This window comes from Providencia sp. PROV156, from assembly GCF_028480905.1.
GTDB lineage: Bacteria > Pseudomonadota > Gammaproteobacteria > Enterobacterales > Enterobacteriaceae > Providencia > Providencia hangzhouensis.
On record NZ_JAMPPE010000017.1, the window covers coordinates 53,978 to 69,949 of the forward strand.

Genomic DNA, 15,972 nt, shown 5'->3' on the forward strand with positions numbered 1-15,972 from the left:
CCATTGAAGACTATATTCATTAATACCCAGCCGAAGCCCCCTTGGGTATCAACTATTCCCCTTTTTTAGACGCTATCTGATTCCTAAACACTGCATTAATTTATATAATTATCTACCTAACAATTTTTGTTAACGTGCTACAATTGATTTTGATATGTATCAACAAAAGTTAGTTTTTTAGGTGGTAAATGCAGTATTAGCTGTTATATTGCTGTTAACAGTACAATATTGGGAAAGTGCTTATATTTTGGCTTGTTGTTAAAGTCTTTTGCCCAAGATGGCAACATAATGGCACTATTGAATTTCAAAACAAATTTATACTCATAAACGTGTTTTTCCAGAGAAAAATATCAATAACCACCTAACTGGAAACGGCTTGTGAGTTCAGTATTTTTATTTTAATACTTTAGGTAGCAACTATGCAGACCCCACACATTTTGATTGTTGAAGATGAAATTGTCACACGCAATACGCTTAAAAGCATATTTGAAGCGGAAGGCTATGTGGTTCATGAGGCAACTGATGGCGAAGAGATGAATAATGTTCTCTCTGAGCATGACATCAATTTAGTCATCATGGATATTAATTTACCAGGTAAAAACGGTTTACTACTTGCTCGCGAACTTCGTGAACAAGAAAGCATTGCGTTAATGTTCTTAACAGGACGTGATAACGAAGTCGATAAAATCCTTGGCCTTGAAATTGGTGCTGATGACTATATCACTAAACCATTTAACCCACGTGAACTGACTATTCGTGCGCGCAACCTACTGTCTCGTACTATGAATTTAGCGGGTGGTACGGAAGAACGTCGTTTAGTGGAAAGCTATAAGTTTAATGGTTGGGAATTAGACATCAACAGCCGTTCATTAGTCAGCCCTGCTGGTGAACACTACAAATTACCACGTAGTGAATTCCGTGCGATGCTACATTTCTGTGAAAACCCAGGAAAAATTCAGACTCGCGCAGACCTGCTGAAGAAAATGACAGGCCGTGAATTGAAACCACATGATAGAACTGTTGACGTAACGATCCGTCGTATTCGTAAACATTTTGAATCAACACCTGATACGCCAGAAATCATTGCAACCATCCACGGTGAAGGCTATCGCTTTTGCGGTGATTTAGACGAATAATCAATTTTGAATTGATATTCAAAAAACCGGCTAAATAGCCGGTTTTTTTATCATCTTAATTAATCACCAAGGCATAATCGGTACTGCACTTAACGCATTTTTTGGTGAGCCGTCGATCATCTTATCTGAATAAGTCAAATAAATTAATGCATTACGTTTTGGATCGTAAAAGCGTACAACTTGTAATTTTTTGAAGACTAAAGACGTTCGTTTTTGAAAGACAACTTGCCCTTTCGTCGGTTTGCGTTTGACACGGTCATTTAGCTCAATTGGCCCAACTTGCTGACATGAAATGGCTGCATCAGAGGTGTCTTCTGCTAAACCTAAACCCCCTTTGATCCCCCCTGTTTTTGAACGACTTAAATAACAAGTCACATTGTCAACATCAGGGTCATCAAATGCTTCAACAACAATTTTATGATCAGGGCCGAAAATTTTAAAAACAGTATCGACTGAACCGATTTCTTCAGCAAATGTGATGCTCGGCAACGCTGATAATAATGCTGCAAGTACGATATTTTTTAATCTGGAACGACGCATACTGAATTTCCTATTCAACTAAAAATCGATAAAACCTCGTAGTAGCACAAGATTTATTATTCACTTTCTTAACTAATTATCAAATACAACTCATTTACTATAAACGAAAAAGATAACTTGATATAGAATAGCAATTCATTGATAGATTATATCTGTTCTATAAGTCGCATTGGCTGGGGATATACATGGATCAAACTAATATTATTCGCGACTTGCTTCGCTGGATAGATGACAATCTGGATAAACCACTCTCGCTAGATAATGTTGCCGCAAAAGCGGGCTACTCTAAGTGGCATTTACAAAGAATGTTCAAAGAGGTGACAGACCAAGCGATTGGGGCTTATATTCGAGCTAGAAGGCTTTCTCGTGCAGCGGTTGCATTGCGGCTAACAAGCCGACCAATTCTTGATATTGCTCTGCAGTATCGATTTGATTCGCAACAAACTTTTACTCGAGCCTTTAAAAAGCAATTTAACCTAACTCCAGCGTTTTATCGTCGGAGTGAAGAATGGTGCGCTGCAGGTATTTGTCCACCGATTATTTTAGATAATCACACCAATATTGAACATGAATTCCTACAAATGCCAGCACAAGAGCTGGTTGGCTTGGAACAAAGTTGCTCTTATGCGCTAGAAGAGTGGTCGACCGCTTGTTCCCAAATGCGCCAAACATTTTGGCACTACTATTTGGATAATACGACGACTATTGCGTCTGAAGTTTTTGGCTTGCACCATGCCATTCATAATCCAGAAAAAGAAGATGAACAAACGGTATTCTATACCACTGCGGTAAAACCTGAGGATGCGAGTTTTAACACTGACCAGTACACGAGTTTAACGCTACCAAGTGGCCATTATGTTAAATTTTCGTTCAATGGGACGCCAACTCGAGATGCATTACAAGAGTTTTTGTACCAAATTTATGGCGTATATTTGCCTAAGCTGAATTTAACGCGTCGACCAGGTTATGATATCGAACATTATCGATTAAAAAACATCGACTTACGTCATATCACCCCAGAAAATGATGACCCCAAGACACACATCGATACCTTTGATTATTATGTACCAATCAAAACAGGTTCGACCGCAACCCCTTAAAGCAGAGGAGTTTCAGTTTGTTGAAACTCCTTTTTCTAAATAGTTAACCTTGTTGCTCATCGAGAGCTGGCTGCGATAAGTGTGTAACCTCACCGGCTGTTTCAACTATCCAACCATTCGCAAGCCATGGGCTATTTTGGTAATCAACACGAGATAACGAACAGTTACGTAAACGTAGACGGCGTTCTGAATAGGCAGGAACCCCCATAATACGGCTAATTAACGTACTTAGCGCAATACCATGGCTAACAATCAGTGGGCGGCTACCTTCAGGCAAATCTAAACAGCTATTTAGTGCTGCAAACATACGTGTATACAGCTCCTCCATTGATTCACCCTCTGGAATTCGTCCTCCACGAGTCCCATCAATTAAGCTTTTGCGCCACTGTTCTTCCTCTGGCGTTAACGACTCTATTGCTCTTTGTTCAAGAACGCCCATATTTAGTTCACGTAGACGCGGTTCTGTGGTAATTTCACACTCGCATACACTTGCAATTATTTGTGCAGTTTCCAGTGTGCGTCCCATATCACTAGTGATAATATGGGTAATGCCTTCTGACTTTATCCTCTCAGCCACCTGCCTTGCTTGCAGTCGTCCAGTGGCGGTCAGGGGGCTATCGGATTGTCCCTGGATGCGACGAGCTAAATTCCATTCAGTTTCGCCATGGCGAACAAGATAAACCTGTAACATAGATGTGTTCCGTTATTACTTTTCGAAGTATGTGTTCAAAGGAAAATAATTAATGTACCAAGTTATAGCTGCAACGACTAATCCTGCCAAAATTAAAGCGATTCATCTTGCTTTCGATGCTGTTTTTGGGGCTGGCAGTTATCAAATTGAAGATATTAATGTCGATAGCAGTGTTCCACAGCAACCTATCGGTAATAATGAAACCCGTACTGGGGCTAGACAGCGCGTTATGGCCTCTAGGCAAGTTCGCCCCGAAGCGGATTTTTGGGTTGGCATTGAAGCGGGTATCGAAGACGATATGACATTTGCTTGGATAGTGATTGAGCATAAGCAAATACGCGGCGAATCTCGCTCTGCCAGTATTATGATCCCAGAAAAAATTCTGGCGGGTATTCGTGAAGGCCGCGAACTCGGTGATGAAATGGCCTTTTTAACAGGCATCGATAATATCAAACAACAAGGTGGTGCCATTGGTTTTTTCACTGATGGGGTATTAACTCGCACTAGTGTTTACCAACAAGCCTTGATATTGGCCTTAGTTCCCATTAAGCATGAAATTTATAAAGAGCTAAACCAAGTAGAAGATTAATTATACTTAAAATAATTAAAATTGCATGTGCGATTAAACACCACTCTTTTCACACTAAAGTATGGGAAACCATACTTTTTTTATGCCTATTTATCTAAAATATAAATATCCTTTATATTCTAAATAGCTCGGATTGTGGGAAAAAAGCGGCAAGAGAGCAGCAGCATACACAAGTATGTGACTAAGGCGAATGAACTAAGCCAACACCCCTACAATTGAAATACAATAAATACCAATACGCTAAATAGTTTGGGTTGTGGCTAGGCGGCAAGTGAGGTTATCCCGATGAGCATACACAAGTATGTGATTCGGGTAACCGAATGCAGCCAACAACGCCACAGCGCAAAATATGACGCGTATTTTAGAGAAGTTGCTGCTCTAACCACTCCTTCACAGGAATAGGAGCTGATTTCAAACTATTCGAACCCCGAGTAATAGTTGCTATTCCCACTCCTAGCTCATTTTTCAGCTCTCTTTGGCTCATTTCACCGCGCATCAGCTCTTGCACAATTTTAACGCGAGTCGCTAACGCTGTACGCTCATCTGGCGTGAGTAATAACTGAAGAACTGGCAGATGAATATCTTGTTCAAATGCCAATTGTAATAAATTCACAAAGCGCAGCCAGTCAGCGTTCTCATCGGCAGTCAGCGCCGGGTCATGTTGTTGATTTGCTGTCATCGTTTATCCACCCATACTATTTAACTAGTACAAATAATAACACACTCTTATTAGAAATCATCAACCAAACGCTTTTCAAGCTTCAACAATACAAAAAATAACCAAATTTCATTTAGTTACTGCGTTAATACGCTAAATAGTTTGAGTTGTGACTAGGCGACCAGCGAGGATAGCTCGGGGAGCATACACCTGTATGCAACTAAAGCTAACATACGAAGCCCCTATAAATCGAAATATAAAAATATGAATACTCAAAATAGTTCGGATTGTAGGTAGGCGGCAAGTGATGCTAAGCCCTAGGAGCATACACAAGTATGTGACTAGGGTTAGCAAACGTAGCCAACACCCCTACAATTCGAAATATGAAGAGTATTTTTAGTATTTCATATTCCATTCATTCGAAAGCAACACCTTACTATTCTTCTGCCCCATAAAATGTCGATAAAATAAATCATACGATAGAACATTTTTCACATAACCGCGGGTTTCTGAGAACGGGATGCTTTCAACAAACGCGACTGCATCAATACGCCCACCGCTGTTACCTAGCCAACGAGTCACACGGGATGGGCCTGCATTATAAGCCGCACTGGCTAAAATACGGTTATTACCAAATTGCTGATAAACATCTTCCAGATACGCCGTTCCTAGTTCAATATTGGTCGTAGGGTTAGTCAGCTGGCTTGTATTCACATAATTAATACCTTGCTTTTGTGCGGTATGTTTTGCTGTTGCTGGCATCAACTGCATCAAACCTGTCGCACCAACGGGCGAGCGAGCTTGTGGGTTCCATGCACTTTCTTGCCGAGCAATGGCCATTGCATAGCTTTTTTGAATATCTTTCGACTTGGTATATAAATTGAATTCTTTATCCCATGCTAATGGGAAACGTTCTTCTAGGTGATCCCAAAGTTTAGCTGTGATAGTCGCTTGAACACTGAGGTCAGCCCATTTATTATCAAACGCATAACGAGCCAATTGCTCTTGCTGGTTTGCTGGCAGCGATGCCACTAAACTCACCCATTCAGAACGAGCGAGGTTGTCTAGTTCCCAATACATTAACTCTCTAACCCGCTGAACTTCTGGGAGTTTATTAATGCTTGAGTCTGGCTTAACGGCCGATTTAACATATACAGGGTAATCAATCTCTAAGACTTGTGCTGCGACCATTGGGTAGAAGCCACGCTTTTCCGTTAATTGGCGAAGTAATGCCTCTCCTTCCGCTTTTTTTCCTGCTTCAATTAGCGTGATAGCCTGCCAATATTGCCACTCTTCTTTATTTTTAACTTCCGCTGGCAAGCGTTTTAACCATGACGCGACACCGGTTTTATCACCAGCTCCCAACGCTAAACGAACACGACGCTCTTTCAATGACGATGAATTACTTTCTTGAATGGTCTCATCACGCCATTGGGCCTGTTCAGGGGTCACATCACCCATATATTGCCAAGCAATACTGTCTTTAAGTAACTGCTTTTCTGCCATGTTCATTTTTTGTGCAGAACTTATGCTATTAAGTACCGTACGAGCCGCATCAGGGGATTGACGTGCATAACGACTAAAAGCCGCGATGGTGGCTTGGCGAGTAAAATCCGTTGGCGTCATCGTTTTGGCGAATGTCACAACTGAGGCTGGGTCATTTTGTAATTTCACTAACGCATCACCAATCGTTTTATAACTGGTTGGTAAGCGTTTTGCTAAATAACTAGCAATCGATGTATTGCCCTCTTTTATGGCTAAATTAATACGTTCAAGGGTCATCTCAGGGGTTAAATAACCCGCTTTTTCCCATTCGTTAAATAATTTATCACAAGCACTCGGCATTGAACGGCCATTTAACCAAGCTTTTTCTGCCCCTTGCCAAGCAACTTGTTTATTTCCCACAGCCCAATTAGCAAAATAAAAATTACATTGGGCTTCGGCAGGTTTTGGCGCCTCAGGGCTAAATTCAAGCAACGATTTCCACTCTTGGCGGCGAGCTAGTTCGTTGACAAAGCGTGTTTTGAGATTTTTAGCGACAGGCAAGGTTGGGTAGGTATTAATAAACTCCTGAACTTGGCGCGGCGAGATGATATCTAAGTCTTGAGTTAACTCACGATAAGCGAGATAAGGGTAAAGTGGATAATCATGCAAGGTCGGCAGCAAGCGCTCGACTTCATCCATTTTATTGGCATCCCATGCAACCTTAATTGCCTGATAACGCTCCCGTTGTGCCTGTAAGGAATCCGCCCATACTGCGCTGGAAACCAGCAACATTGTCACAGGTACTGCCGCTAACCAACCTTTCATATTCACTCGCTCCATCGCTAAACTAAAGTCAAAATACAGGAAAGACCTTAACCTATATATACCCCAAATAATTCGAGTTGCAGGCAAGCGACAAGCGAAGATAGACAGGGAGCATAGATAAACTATGCGACTCGGCTAGCTGAGCGTAGTCACTTATACCTCAACGAAAAGCGCTGCGACTTGAAGGATTATGGGTATATTAAACATATATCAATAATGTTAATGCTACCGAAAGTTTTTATTTAGTAACAGCAGAGAGTTCTTGAATTTTTCGACTTTACAGTCTTTTACGTACCATTCAGTCCATAAATGACTTAAAACCTTCCCTCCGCGGAAACAAAGGTTTAATGGCGGGGCGTTTTTCCAAAGAAGCTTGCCAAAGTTCATACTGGGCTTGCATCTCAACCCACATTTCAGCACTGGTTCCGAGTGCCATTTCTAATCGTATCGCCATATCTGCCGAAATACCGCTATTACCGTTGAGAATACGCGAGAGAGTTGTACGTGTTACCTCCAATGCTTTTGCAGCTTCAGTGACTGAAATACCCTCTATATATTCACGTAAAACGATACCCGGATGTACTGGATTATGCATTTTGCTCATTATGTTCACCTTACTTAATGATAATCTTGATAATCAACGAGAATGGCATCTTCACCCTCAAATTTAAATGTGAGTCGCCAGTTTCCATTCACTGATATTGCCCAATGATGCTGCAAATCTCCCCGTTTTAATTGATGGAGATTCCAACTTGGTGCAGACATATCTTGTGGTTTTTTAGCAACATTGAGCGCAGTCAGTTGTACCCGTAACTTTGTTATGTGCTTCGATTGAATACCAGACGTAATGCCCATTTTAAAAAAGTGTTCAATTCCTTTATGTTTAAAACTTTTTATCATGGCCAACTCCTTGTATAGCGTATAGATACACTATACACCCACAAATTGATAATAGAAAGTCATCAAGCTTGTATCACTGAGAGGGATGGATGATCTTCTGATGTTCAGGTATAGTTCTAGAAAATTATATAGCTGTTTATTAAATGCTTTTCAGCCTAAGCTTGTTAAAGCAAAAATAGACTAAAAAACTAAAATTCCCTTTACAAATCAAAAGGTAAATAAATTGGCTCAATACGTCTACAGTATGTATCGGGTTGGAAAAATTGTTCCACCGAAACGTCATATTTTAAAAAACATCTCTCTGAGCTTCTTTCCGGGGGCTAAGATCGGTGTTTTAGGTCTTAACGGTGCCGGTAAATCAACGTTACTGCGTATTATGGCGGGTATTGATACCGATATCGAAGGTGAAGCACGTCCACAACCGGGTCTGAAAATCGGCTATCTTCCGCAAGAACCGAAGCTAAACCTTGAGCACACCGTACGCGAAGCTGTTGAAGAAGCGGTTAGCGAAGTGAAAAATGCATTAACACGCTTAGACGAAGTTTATGCAGCTTACGCGGAAGAAGGGGCAGATTTCGATAAACTCGCGAAAGAGCAAGGCGAGTTAGAAGCCATTATCTCCGCACAAGATGGTCATAATTTAGACAACCAATTAGAGCGAGCGGCGGATGCACTACGCCTGCCAGCTTGGGATGCTAAAATTGAAAACCTTTCTGGGGGTGAACGTCGTCGTGTCGCCATTTGCCGCTTACTACTCGAAAAACCCGATATGTTGCTGCTCGATGAGCCAACCAACCACTTGGATGCCGAGTCTGTTGCCTGGTTAGAGCGTTTCTTACACGACTACGAAGGTACTGTTGTGGCTATCACGCATGACCGTTACTTCTTAGATAACGTCGCGGGTTGGATCCTCGAACTTGACCGTGGTGAAGGTATTCCTTGGGAAGGTAACTACTCTTCTTGGCTTGAGCAAAAAGATGAACGTTTGGCGCAAGAAGCCTCTACAGAAGCCGCTCGTCGTAAATCTATCGAAAAAGAGCTTGAGTGGATCCGCCAAAATCCAAAAGGCCGTCAGGCTAAAGGTAAGGCGCGTTTGGCTCGCTTTGAAGAGCTCAATAGCGTTGAATATCAAAAACGTAATGAAACCAGTGAACTCTTTATTCCACCTGGGCCGCGTTTAGGGGATAAAGTTATCGAGGTTGAAAACCTAAGTAAATCTTATGGTGATCGCGTTCTGATTGATAACCTGAATTTCTCAATCCCGAAAGGGGCAATTGTGGGGATTATCGGTCCTAACGGTGCAGGTAAATCAACGCTGTTCCGTATGATTTCAGGCCAAGAGCAACCGGACTCCGGCTCAATCACGTTAGGTGATACCGTGAAAATTGCCTCTGTTGACCAGTTCCGAGATGCGATGGACGACAGCAAAACTGTCTGGGAAGAAATTTCCAACGGCCAAGACATCATGCGTATTGGTAACTTTGAAATTCCAAGTCGCGCTTATGTGGGTCGCTTTAACTTTAAAGGCGTTGACCAAGGTAAACGTGTTGGTGAGTTATCTGGTGGTGAACGTGGCCGTTTACACTTAGCCAAATTACTGCAAGTGGGCGGTAACGTCCTGTTACTCGATGAACCAACCAACGACCTCGACGTTGAAACTTTACGTGCGCTGGAAAATGCCCTGTTAGAGTTCCCAGGCTGTGCCATGGTTATTTCCCATGACCGTTGGTTCCTTGACCGTATTGCAACCCATATTATTGATTACCAAGACGAAGGTAATATTACGTTCTTCGAAGGTAACTTCTCTGAATATGAAGATTACAAAAAACGGACGTTAGGCGCGGAAGCGTTGCAGCCACATCGTATGAAGTATAAGCGTATGACCAAATAAATATTCTTCATTCTTCGGGTTGCAGGGGTGTTGGCTTCATTTACTAACCCTAGTCACATACTGGTGTATGCTCCTAGGGCTTAGTTTCATTTGCCGCCTACCTGCAAACCGAATTATTTTGAATATCATTATTTGTAGCTTAATTTCAGATCTTTTAAGAAATCGTTCTGACTAGCAGAGCAATATCATAGAAACGGCATCGTCATTAGATGCCGTTTTTTATTGGGTGACTTTATTTATAAGTCATCCAACATCAGTAACTGCTGAACAAGGGTGACGCACTCCAAGAAACGTGTGTCATAATCTGAGGATTCTACACGCACAAATTCAATATTGTTTTTCTTAAGCATTTCAATGAGTAAGCCTTGGAAAGCTTTCCGGTCTTTATCACTCCCCAAGCTTCTTAAACCATCAGCGACCCAAGGAGTGTTATTCTCTAAAACTATGACTAAATCGAATCGGTATTCGTCTATCAATGCCTGAACAAATGGGTGTTCTTTACCTTCATAGCGCAAACAAAAGGCTTGAGTCGTGACAAAGTCGGTATCAATAAATGCCACTTTATTAGCATATTTCACTGCAAAATCAATATATTGTGCGTGTCCCAAGGCGATTTTGTCGTAGTCAGAATATTGCAATGCCATCTCATCACCACCTAAGTGGCTAAACACATAGTCACGGCCATATTCCCATGCACTGGATGTATTGAAAATATTCGCTAACTTATTGACTAACGTCGATTTACCACTTGACTCGCCCCCAAGAATAGCGACTTTACGCACAAAGAAGGGCTTCACTTCTGTTGGAATATATTCCCAATAACGAAATGGCGCTTGGCGAATTTGGTTACCACTGATATTCATAAACGTGCGCTCAGGGTCAATTAAAATGGTTTCGATGCCTAAGTATTTTTTATACCGCGGCACGTCATTCACTTCCCCTGAATAGATAAAACTTGGATTAATATTATGCTTTTTTAAAAAACCTTTCATTCCATCACTCCACACTTCCCAACCGTGTGGATATGGCTCTATGCCATTTTCATCAAATGAGTGAATATGAATGTTTTTTTGATATTTAAAAGTTTGTAATAACCACCGTAAACGGTCGCTTACTGTGGGTTGTTGAGACATAGAACTGTTAACAAACAAATCTTTATCACGGGGTTCATCATGGCAGAGAATGACATGGAGCTCATCGACTTGGCTACATGCCCGCTGAATCAAATAAATATGCCCAGTATGTAATGGATAAAATTTGCCAAACACCACGCCAATCGTTTTTTGCTGAATAGGGTATTCAAGGCCTAAAAAACGATGCAATGCCGCGATTTTTTGTGCGCTGGGGCTTTTAATTTTGTCGTTAATCAACTGGCTGAGATAGCCTTTGGTCATATCTGTCGCATCCGCAACTTGCTGGAGCGTGTAACCCGCTCGTTTGATTGCGTTTTTAAGATAGTCAAATTCAGCCATGTATTTTCCTTTTACCCTAGATTAAAAGCTTATAGTTCATCCAAAATACTTAACGCGTCCGCTAACTTTTTCACGCCATACACTTTCATATCTGGCGGTGATTTCTTTGGCATATTCGCATGGGGCACAATAGCACGCTTAAAACCATGTTTTGCTGCTTCAGAGATACGTTCCTGACCACTTGGAACTGGGCGAATTTCCCCTGCAAGCCCCACCTCACCAAAGACCACCAGATCTCTAGGTAATGGGCGGTCGCGAAAACTCGAAACCAAAGAAAGTAACAGTGCTAAATCCGCACTGGTTTCAGTCACTTTTACCCCACCCACGACGTTGACAAAAACGTCTTGGTCTGACATTTGCAAGCCACCATGACGGTGTAATACTGCCAATAAAATGGCCAAACGGTTTTGTTCAAGCCCGACCGCAACACGCCGTGGGTTAGACATCATCGAATGGTCTACTAGCGCTTGGATCTCCACCAGCAGCGGTCTTGTCCCTTCCCATACTACCATCACGGAGCTACCTGAGGTAATTTCGTCACCACGACTTAGGAAAATTGCAGAAGGATTACTGACCTCTTTAAGCCCTTGTTCTGTCATGGCAAATACGCCTAACTCATTGACTGCCCCAAAGCGGTTTTTATGGCTACGTAAGGTACGAAAGCGGTTATCCGCATCGCCATCTAGCATGATAGAACAGTCAATACAGTGTTCGAGGACTTTAGGTCCTGCTAATGAGCCATCTTTAGTGACGTGGCCAACCATAATAATGGCAACGCCACGGGTTTTCGCAAAACGGGTAAGGTAAGCCGCGGTTTCCCTGACTTGTGCCACACTGCCCGGAGAGGATTGAATATCTGCCATATGCATCACTTGGATGGAGTCAATCACCATCAGTTTGGGCTGTTCTTGCTCCGCTGTTAAACAAATTTGCTCAATACTGGTTTCTGACAGCATATTGAGTGAGTCAGTCGGTAGCCCTAAGCGGTGCGCTCGCATCGCAACTTGTTGAAGTGACTCTTCCCCTGTCACATATAAGGTTTTCATTTCACGGGACAACAAACACATGGTTTGCAGCAATAAGGTACTCTTACCCGCTCCCGGGTTACCTCCAATTAGGATAGCACTGCCCGGTACGACTCCCCCGCCAAGTACGCGGTCAAACTCTTTAAACCCTGTAGTAAAACGAGGAAGTTCTTCAAGGCTAATTTCAGACAGCTTCTGAACCTTACTGACCCCAGCCGCATTACCTGCATACCCCGTTAAGCGGTCATTACGCGATGAAGAGCTTGCAGAGGCCAGACGCACTTCCGTAATGGTGTTCCATGCATGACACGCGCTGCATTGCCCTTGCCAACGCGGATAATCCGCCCCGCAATCATTACAGACAAACGCCCTTTTAACCCCTTTCGCCACAGCAAACCCCTCTTAAAATTCAATTTTGTTCTTAGTTCTTAGTTCTTAGTTCTTAGTTCTTAGTTCTTATTATCCATAACACTTTAGCCGTAATACTCTAGATAGTTCACGTTGTGGCAAGGCGGCAAAAGAGGATGTCTTGGGGAGCATACACCAGTATGTGACCCAAGCAGCCGAGTGCAGCCAACACCGCCACAGCACGAAATATGAAGAATATTTAGCGTTCTTCGTGTTTGAGGCCCCCACTCAACACACACATCACCCCCATCAGATCTGCATGACGAATCGCAACCTTCGCCCTTGCATACACCTTTGGTTTCGCATGATACGCAATACCCAGCCCTGCTTTACGGATCATTTTCAGGTCATTTGCCCCGTCACCAATGGCAACAGTTTGCTCAATGGGAATTTCCAGTTTTTCCGCCAGTTTGATCAAGGTTTGCGCTTTATATTTAGCATCTACAATTGGGCCTTTGACTTTGCCTGTTAACTTACCGTTTTTCACTTCTAGCTGGTTAGCAACTGCAGCCACCAATTTTAGCCGTTGACGTAAATTATCCGCAAAGAAAGTAAAACCGCCGGAGGCTATCGCAATGTGCCAATTCATCGCTTGTAACTTACGCACAAGGTTCGTTAAGCCCGGCATTAAAGGCAATGTTTCCATCACTTGGTCAAGAATAGCGACGTCGGCACCTTCAAGTAAGCTAACGCGTGCTCGTAAACTTTCCGTAAAATCGAGTTCCCCTAGCATGGCTCGCTCGGTCACTTCAGCAACCTGCTCCCCTACCCCTGCTAAGCGAGCAATTTCATCGATACATTCAATTTGAATCGCTGTCGAGTCCATATCCATCAGTAATAGGCCCGGTGAACGCAAACGTGGAATTTGCCCTAATGGCACGACATCTAATAAACATTCATCAGCGAGTTTTTTAATTCGAGGTGTAATACTCCCAGCGATTCTGACCACTTGGTAGTCATCAATACGCCACGAAGAGACAATTACGATAGCGATCCCTAATCGCTGTTGGAAATTACTGATACGCGCTTTATCTAAGCCGCGGCCATATAATAACCACCCACTGTCCCCAGCACGATAATCCAATGGCATCACTTCTTCACCACTTAATGACAATGGCAACCCTGGCCATTTTTGGATTTCGTCGGGTAGATAACAATAGGTCAAGCTCGTTGACATGAAAATTAGCTCCTGTAATCGATATACTCGTCATACTTCAAGTTGTCTGGTTGTTGACTACGCTCAGCTAGCCGAATCACATACTTATGTATGCTCATCGGACTATCTTCGTTTGTCGCCTACATACAACTCGAATTATTTAGAGTGTAACTTTTTTATAATGATAAGTTGCGAGCAGCCGAACGAAGCCACTATACTAAATTTTAAGGCTTTGTGACCTTATGTATTTACTGTTAAAACTGAAGATAACCCCATATTAGCTAAAGTATAACGGCATCTTTATACTCAAAATAAGTCGAGAGCACCAATAAAGCAATGAAACTTACCTTTAGGCTCCACAAAACAGTCATTATCGTTATCTGCGTTGCGTTGGTAACTTTACTTATGCATGGTATTTCTTATTTAGGAAATAGCCAAAACCAAGGCAGAATTGAGCAATTTAAACAATTGACTTATGTTCTTGCTGAGCAAGTTGCTTTCAGCTTATCTGATTATATTGTTCCCGGCAGTAAAGATTTTAATTTAGAGCGAATTAATGCCAATTTAAATAACGTGGTGAAAGATAGGTATATTTTAGATGCCAGTATCTATACTGCCAGTGGCACACTGGTCACTCAAGTCGGTGAGCCGACAACGGTAAAAGAACGGCTGGCCATCGATGACAACTCCTCACTACAAAATTTTCAATACCAGCTTGTCGTTCCCATCCAAGGTACAAAAGAACCAAAAGGCTATTTGCGTTTAACCATTGATACGGAGCTCCTTGCCGCTGAAATTCAACAAGCGGATAACAGCACCAATGTATTACGAATTTTTATTCTACTTGCCTTATGTATTGGCTTCGTTTTAGCAAATACATTACTGCGTTTAAAGAAAAAGAAAGGCCACAAGCAAGCCCCTCCGCTCGTCGTTAATACAGAGGAAAATCAAGATGATAATGGAGATGACGACAGTAATGAAGATGGCAAGCAAGAGAGCAAAGGAACGCCAGCCGCTAAGCCAGCGCGTTTAAAACGAAAAAAAGAACCTCGTCCTTATCGCCCTAAGCGACCGCCCCCAAAAAACAAACCAAATTCACCTGATAAATAGCCCTAAAAAGGGCTATTTAGTTGAATTTAAATAGACGTTGTATCGAATACGATTGGCGCAATAAACTCGACCCGGCCATCGACTAGCAATGTCTCTGGCGGGGTAGGAAAAGGCGCAGCACGTGAAATTGTCGCCAATGCTTCTTTATCCAATATTTTCGTACCGGATGAATTCAATAAGCTGGCGGCAATCACTTCACCCCGACTATCCAAAACCACTTTTATATGAGAGACCCCAGTTGAGCGGTAACGCAACGCTGCACGTGGATAGCGTTTGGTCTTAGCTATCCGCTGATGAACCTCACTTTGCCAACCTTGGTGCCCACTCACTGCCGCAGACGCATTACTGGAGAAATTCGCACTGCTACTGGATTCACTCCCTGATGCAGGGGCGGAAGTCACCATCGACTCCTGCGTAGTTACAGGTGCTTCGTCGATCACTTTTTTCTCTTGTGGAATTGTCTTTTTTGGTGGTCGTTTTTTCTCACTGACTTTCGTCAATGTGCCATTATCTACGATCGCAGTTTCAGGCAATTTATCTACCTTTTCAACCACTTCAGACAATGACTCTTCACGCGTCGTCATGTGTTGTTTAGGGGCATGATTGATTTCAGGCTCAGCCTGCTGTTCAAGCTGATAAACACCCAGCTGCAACGAGATTGCTGGTGGTAATACCCCGGTCTTAGGAATTGAAGAGGTAAACCATCCAATAAAAATGATTGCCAGTGTTCCATGGAAAAGACAACTTAAAACCAAACCGCCTAGTGGACGGAAAATCGGGCGCTCTAACTGGCCCGTCATACTGCTCATATTCTGCCTCACGACTTTATTTTTTGCAGATTATAGGCATAATACAAACAAAAATGATATTCATTATTATTAGTAAAAACATAATTATTAAAACAACTTATTGATTTAAATAATAAAGTAATCTGAGCAGATTATTAATCAGCACAATTGTGCTCTTTTAAGACATTAACACCAGTA

15 protein-coding genes are annotated in these 15,972 nt (G+C 42.4%); 5 read left to right on the top strand and 10 right to left on the bottom strand.

Annotation, left to right across the window (positions count from 1 at the left end; genetic code table 11):
• Positions 1–419: 419 nt before the first annotated feature.
• Complete coding sequence (gene arcA, locus PSF31_RS13540; protein ID WP_004905684.1) at positions 420–1,136, top strand: two-component system response regulator ArcA; 717 nt, start codon at positions 420–422, stop codon at positions 1,134–1,136.
• A gap of 63 nt (positions 1,137–1,199) precedes the next feature.
• Here the strand turns inward: arcA and creA are convergent, their stop codons facing one another.
• On the bottom strand, positions 1,200–1,676 hold the full coding sequence (creA, locus tag PSF31_RS13545) for a protein CreA (protein WP_004905686.1): 477 nt from the start codon (positions 1,674–1,676) through the stop codon (positions 1,200–1,202).
• Between the two features lie 185 nt (positions 1,677–1,861).
• On the opposite strand from creA, the gene robA reads away from it, so the two are divergent.
• The gene (gene robA, locus PSF31_RS13550; protein ID WP_096864541.1) at positions 1,862–2,776 is read left to right on the top strand and encodes an MDR efflux pump AcrAB transcriptional activator RobA; all 915 of its coding nucleotides are present in this window, start codon (positions 1,862–1,864) and stop codon (positions 2,774–2,776) included.
• A 43-nt stretch (positions 2,777–2,819) separates the two neighbouring features.
• Here robA and gpmB read toward each other — a convergent pair whose 3' ends face one another.
• Positions 2,820–3,467, bottom strand: coding sequence for a 2,3-diphosphoglycerate-dependent phosphoglycerate mutase GpmB (gene gpmB, locus PSF31_RS13555; protein ID WP_004905690.1), 648 nt, complete (start codon positions 3,465–3,467; stop codon positions 2,820–2,822).
• A 52-nt stretch (positions 3,468–3,519) separates the two neighbouring features.
• On the opposite strand from gpmB, the gene yjjX reads away from it, so the two are divergent.
• Entirely contained in the window at positions 3,520–4,056 is a 537-nt protein-coding gene (gene yjjX / locus PSF31_RS13560) for an inosine/xanthosine triphosphatase (RefSeq protein WP_004914743.1), read from the top strand.
• Between the two features lie 361 nt (positions 4,057–4,417).
• Here the strand turns inward: yjjX and trpR are convergent, their stop codons facing one another.
• From trpR to PSF31_RS13580, 4 genes are all read right to left on the bottom strand, one after another.
• On the bottom strand, positions 4,418–4,735 hold the full coding sequence (gene trpR / locus PSF31_RS13565) for a trp operon repressor (RefSeq protein ID WP_094961916.1): 318 nt from the start codon (positions 4,733–4,735) through the stop codon (positions 4,418–4,420).
• Between the two features lie 375 nt (positions 4,736–5,110).
• The gene (gene sltY / locus PSF31_RS13570) at positions 5,111–7,024 is read right to left on the bottom strand and encodes a murein transglycosylase (protein ID WP_164561222.1); all 1,914 of its coding nucleotides are present in this window, start codon (positions 7,022–7,024) and stop codon (positions 5,111–5,113) included.
• Positions 7,025–7,322: 298 nt separating this feature from the next.
• Entirely contained in the window at positions 7,323–7,628 is a 306-nt protein-coding gene (locus PSF31_RS13575) for a HigA family addiction module antitoxin (RefSeq protein WP_096864543.1), read from the bottom strand.
• A 14-nt stretch (positions 7,629–7,642) separates the two neighbouring features.
• Positions 7,643–7,924: a type II toxin-antitoxin system RelE/ParE family toxin gene (locus tag PSF31_RS13580; RefSeq protein WP_004905698.1), complete on the bottom strand. Its 282-nt coding sequence runs from the start codon at positions 7,922–7,924 to the stop codon at positions 7,643–7,645.
• A 223-nt stretch (positions 7,925–8,147) separates the two neighbouring features.
• On the opposite strand from PSF31_RS13580, the gene ettA reads away from it, so the two are divergent.
• Entirely contained in the window at positions 8,148–9,815 is a 1,668-nt protein-coding gene (gene ettA, locus PSF31_RS13585) for an energy-dependent translational throttle protein EttA (RefSeq protein WP_004914750.1), read from the top strand.
• A 236-nt stretch (positions 9,816–10,051) separates the two neighbouring features.
• Here the strand turns inward: ettA and nadR are convergent, their stop codons facing one another.
• From nadR to serB, 3 genes are all read right to left on the bottom strand, one after another.
• On the bottom strand, positions 10,052–11,287 hold the full coding sequence (gene nadR, locus PSF31_RS13590) for a multifunctional transcriptional regulator/nicotinamide-nucleotide adenylyltransferase/ribosylnicotinamide kinase NadR (RefSeq protein ID WP_094962742.1): 1,236 nt from the start codon (positions 11,285–11,287) through the stop codon (positions 10,052–10,054).
• Between the two features lie 29 nt (positions 11,288–11,316).
• Positions 11,317–12,702 carry a DNA repair protein RadA gene (gene radA, locus PSF31_RS13595; protein WP_004905704.1) on the bottom strand — a complete coding sequence of 462 codons (1,386 nt, stop codon included), beginning with the start codon at positions 12,700–12,702 and terminating at the stop codon, positions 11,317–11,319.
• Positions 12,703–12,919: 217 nt separating this feature from the next.
• On the bottom strand, positions 12,920–13,897 hold the full coding sequence (serB, locus tag PSF31_RS13600; RefSeq protein WP_004905708.1) for a phosphoserine phosphatase: 978 nt from the start codon (positions 13,895–13,897) through the stop codon (positions 12,920–12,922).
• A 315-nt stretch (positions 13,898–14,212) separates the two neighbouring features.
• Between serB and PSF31_RS13605 the strand changes: the two genes are divergently transcribed.
• A complete protein-coding gene (locus PSF31_RS13605) occupies positions 14,213–14,986 on the top strand; it encodes an AhpA/YtjB family protein (protein WP_096864544.1) in 774 nt (257 codons plus the stop codon).
• 26 nt (positions 14,987–15,012) lie between these two features.
• Here the strand turns inward: PSF31_RS13605 and PSF31_RS13610 are convergent, their stop codons facing one another.
• Complete coding sequence (locus tag PSF31_RS13610; protein WP_096864545.1) at positions 15,013–15,795, bottom strand: energy transducer TonB; 783 nt, start codon at positions 15,793–15,795, stop codon at positions 15,013–15,015.
• Positions 15,796–15,972 lie beyond the last annotated feature (177 nt).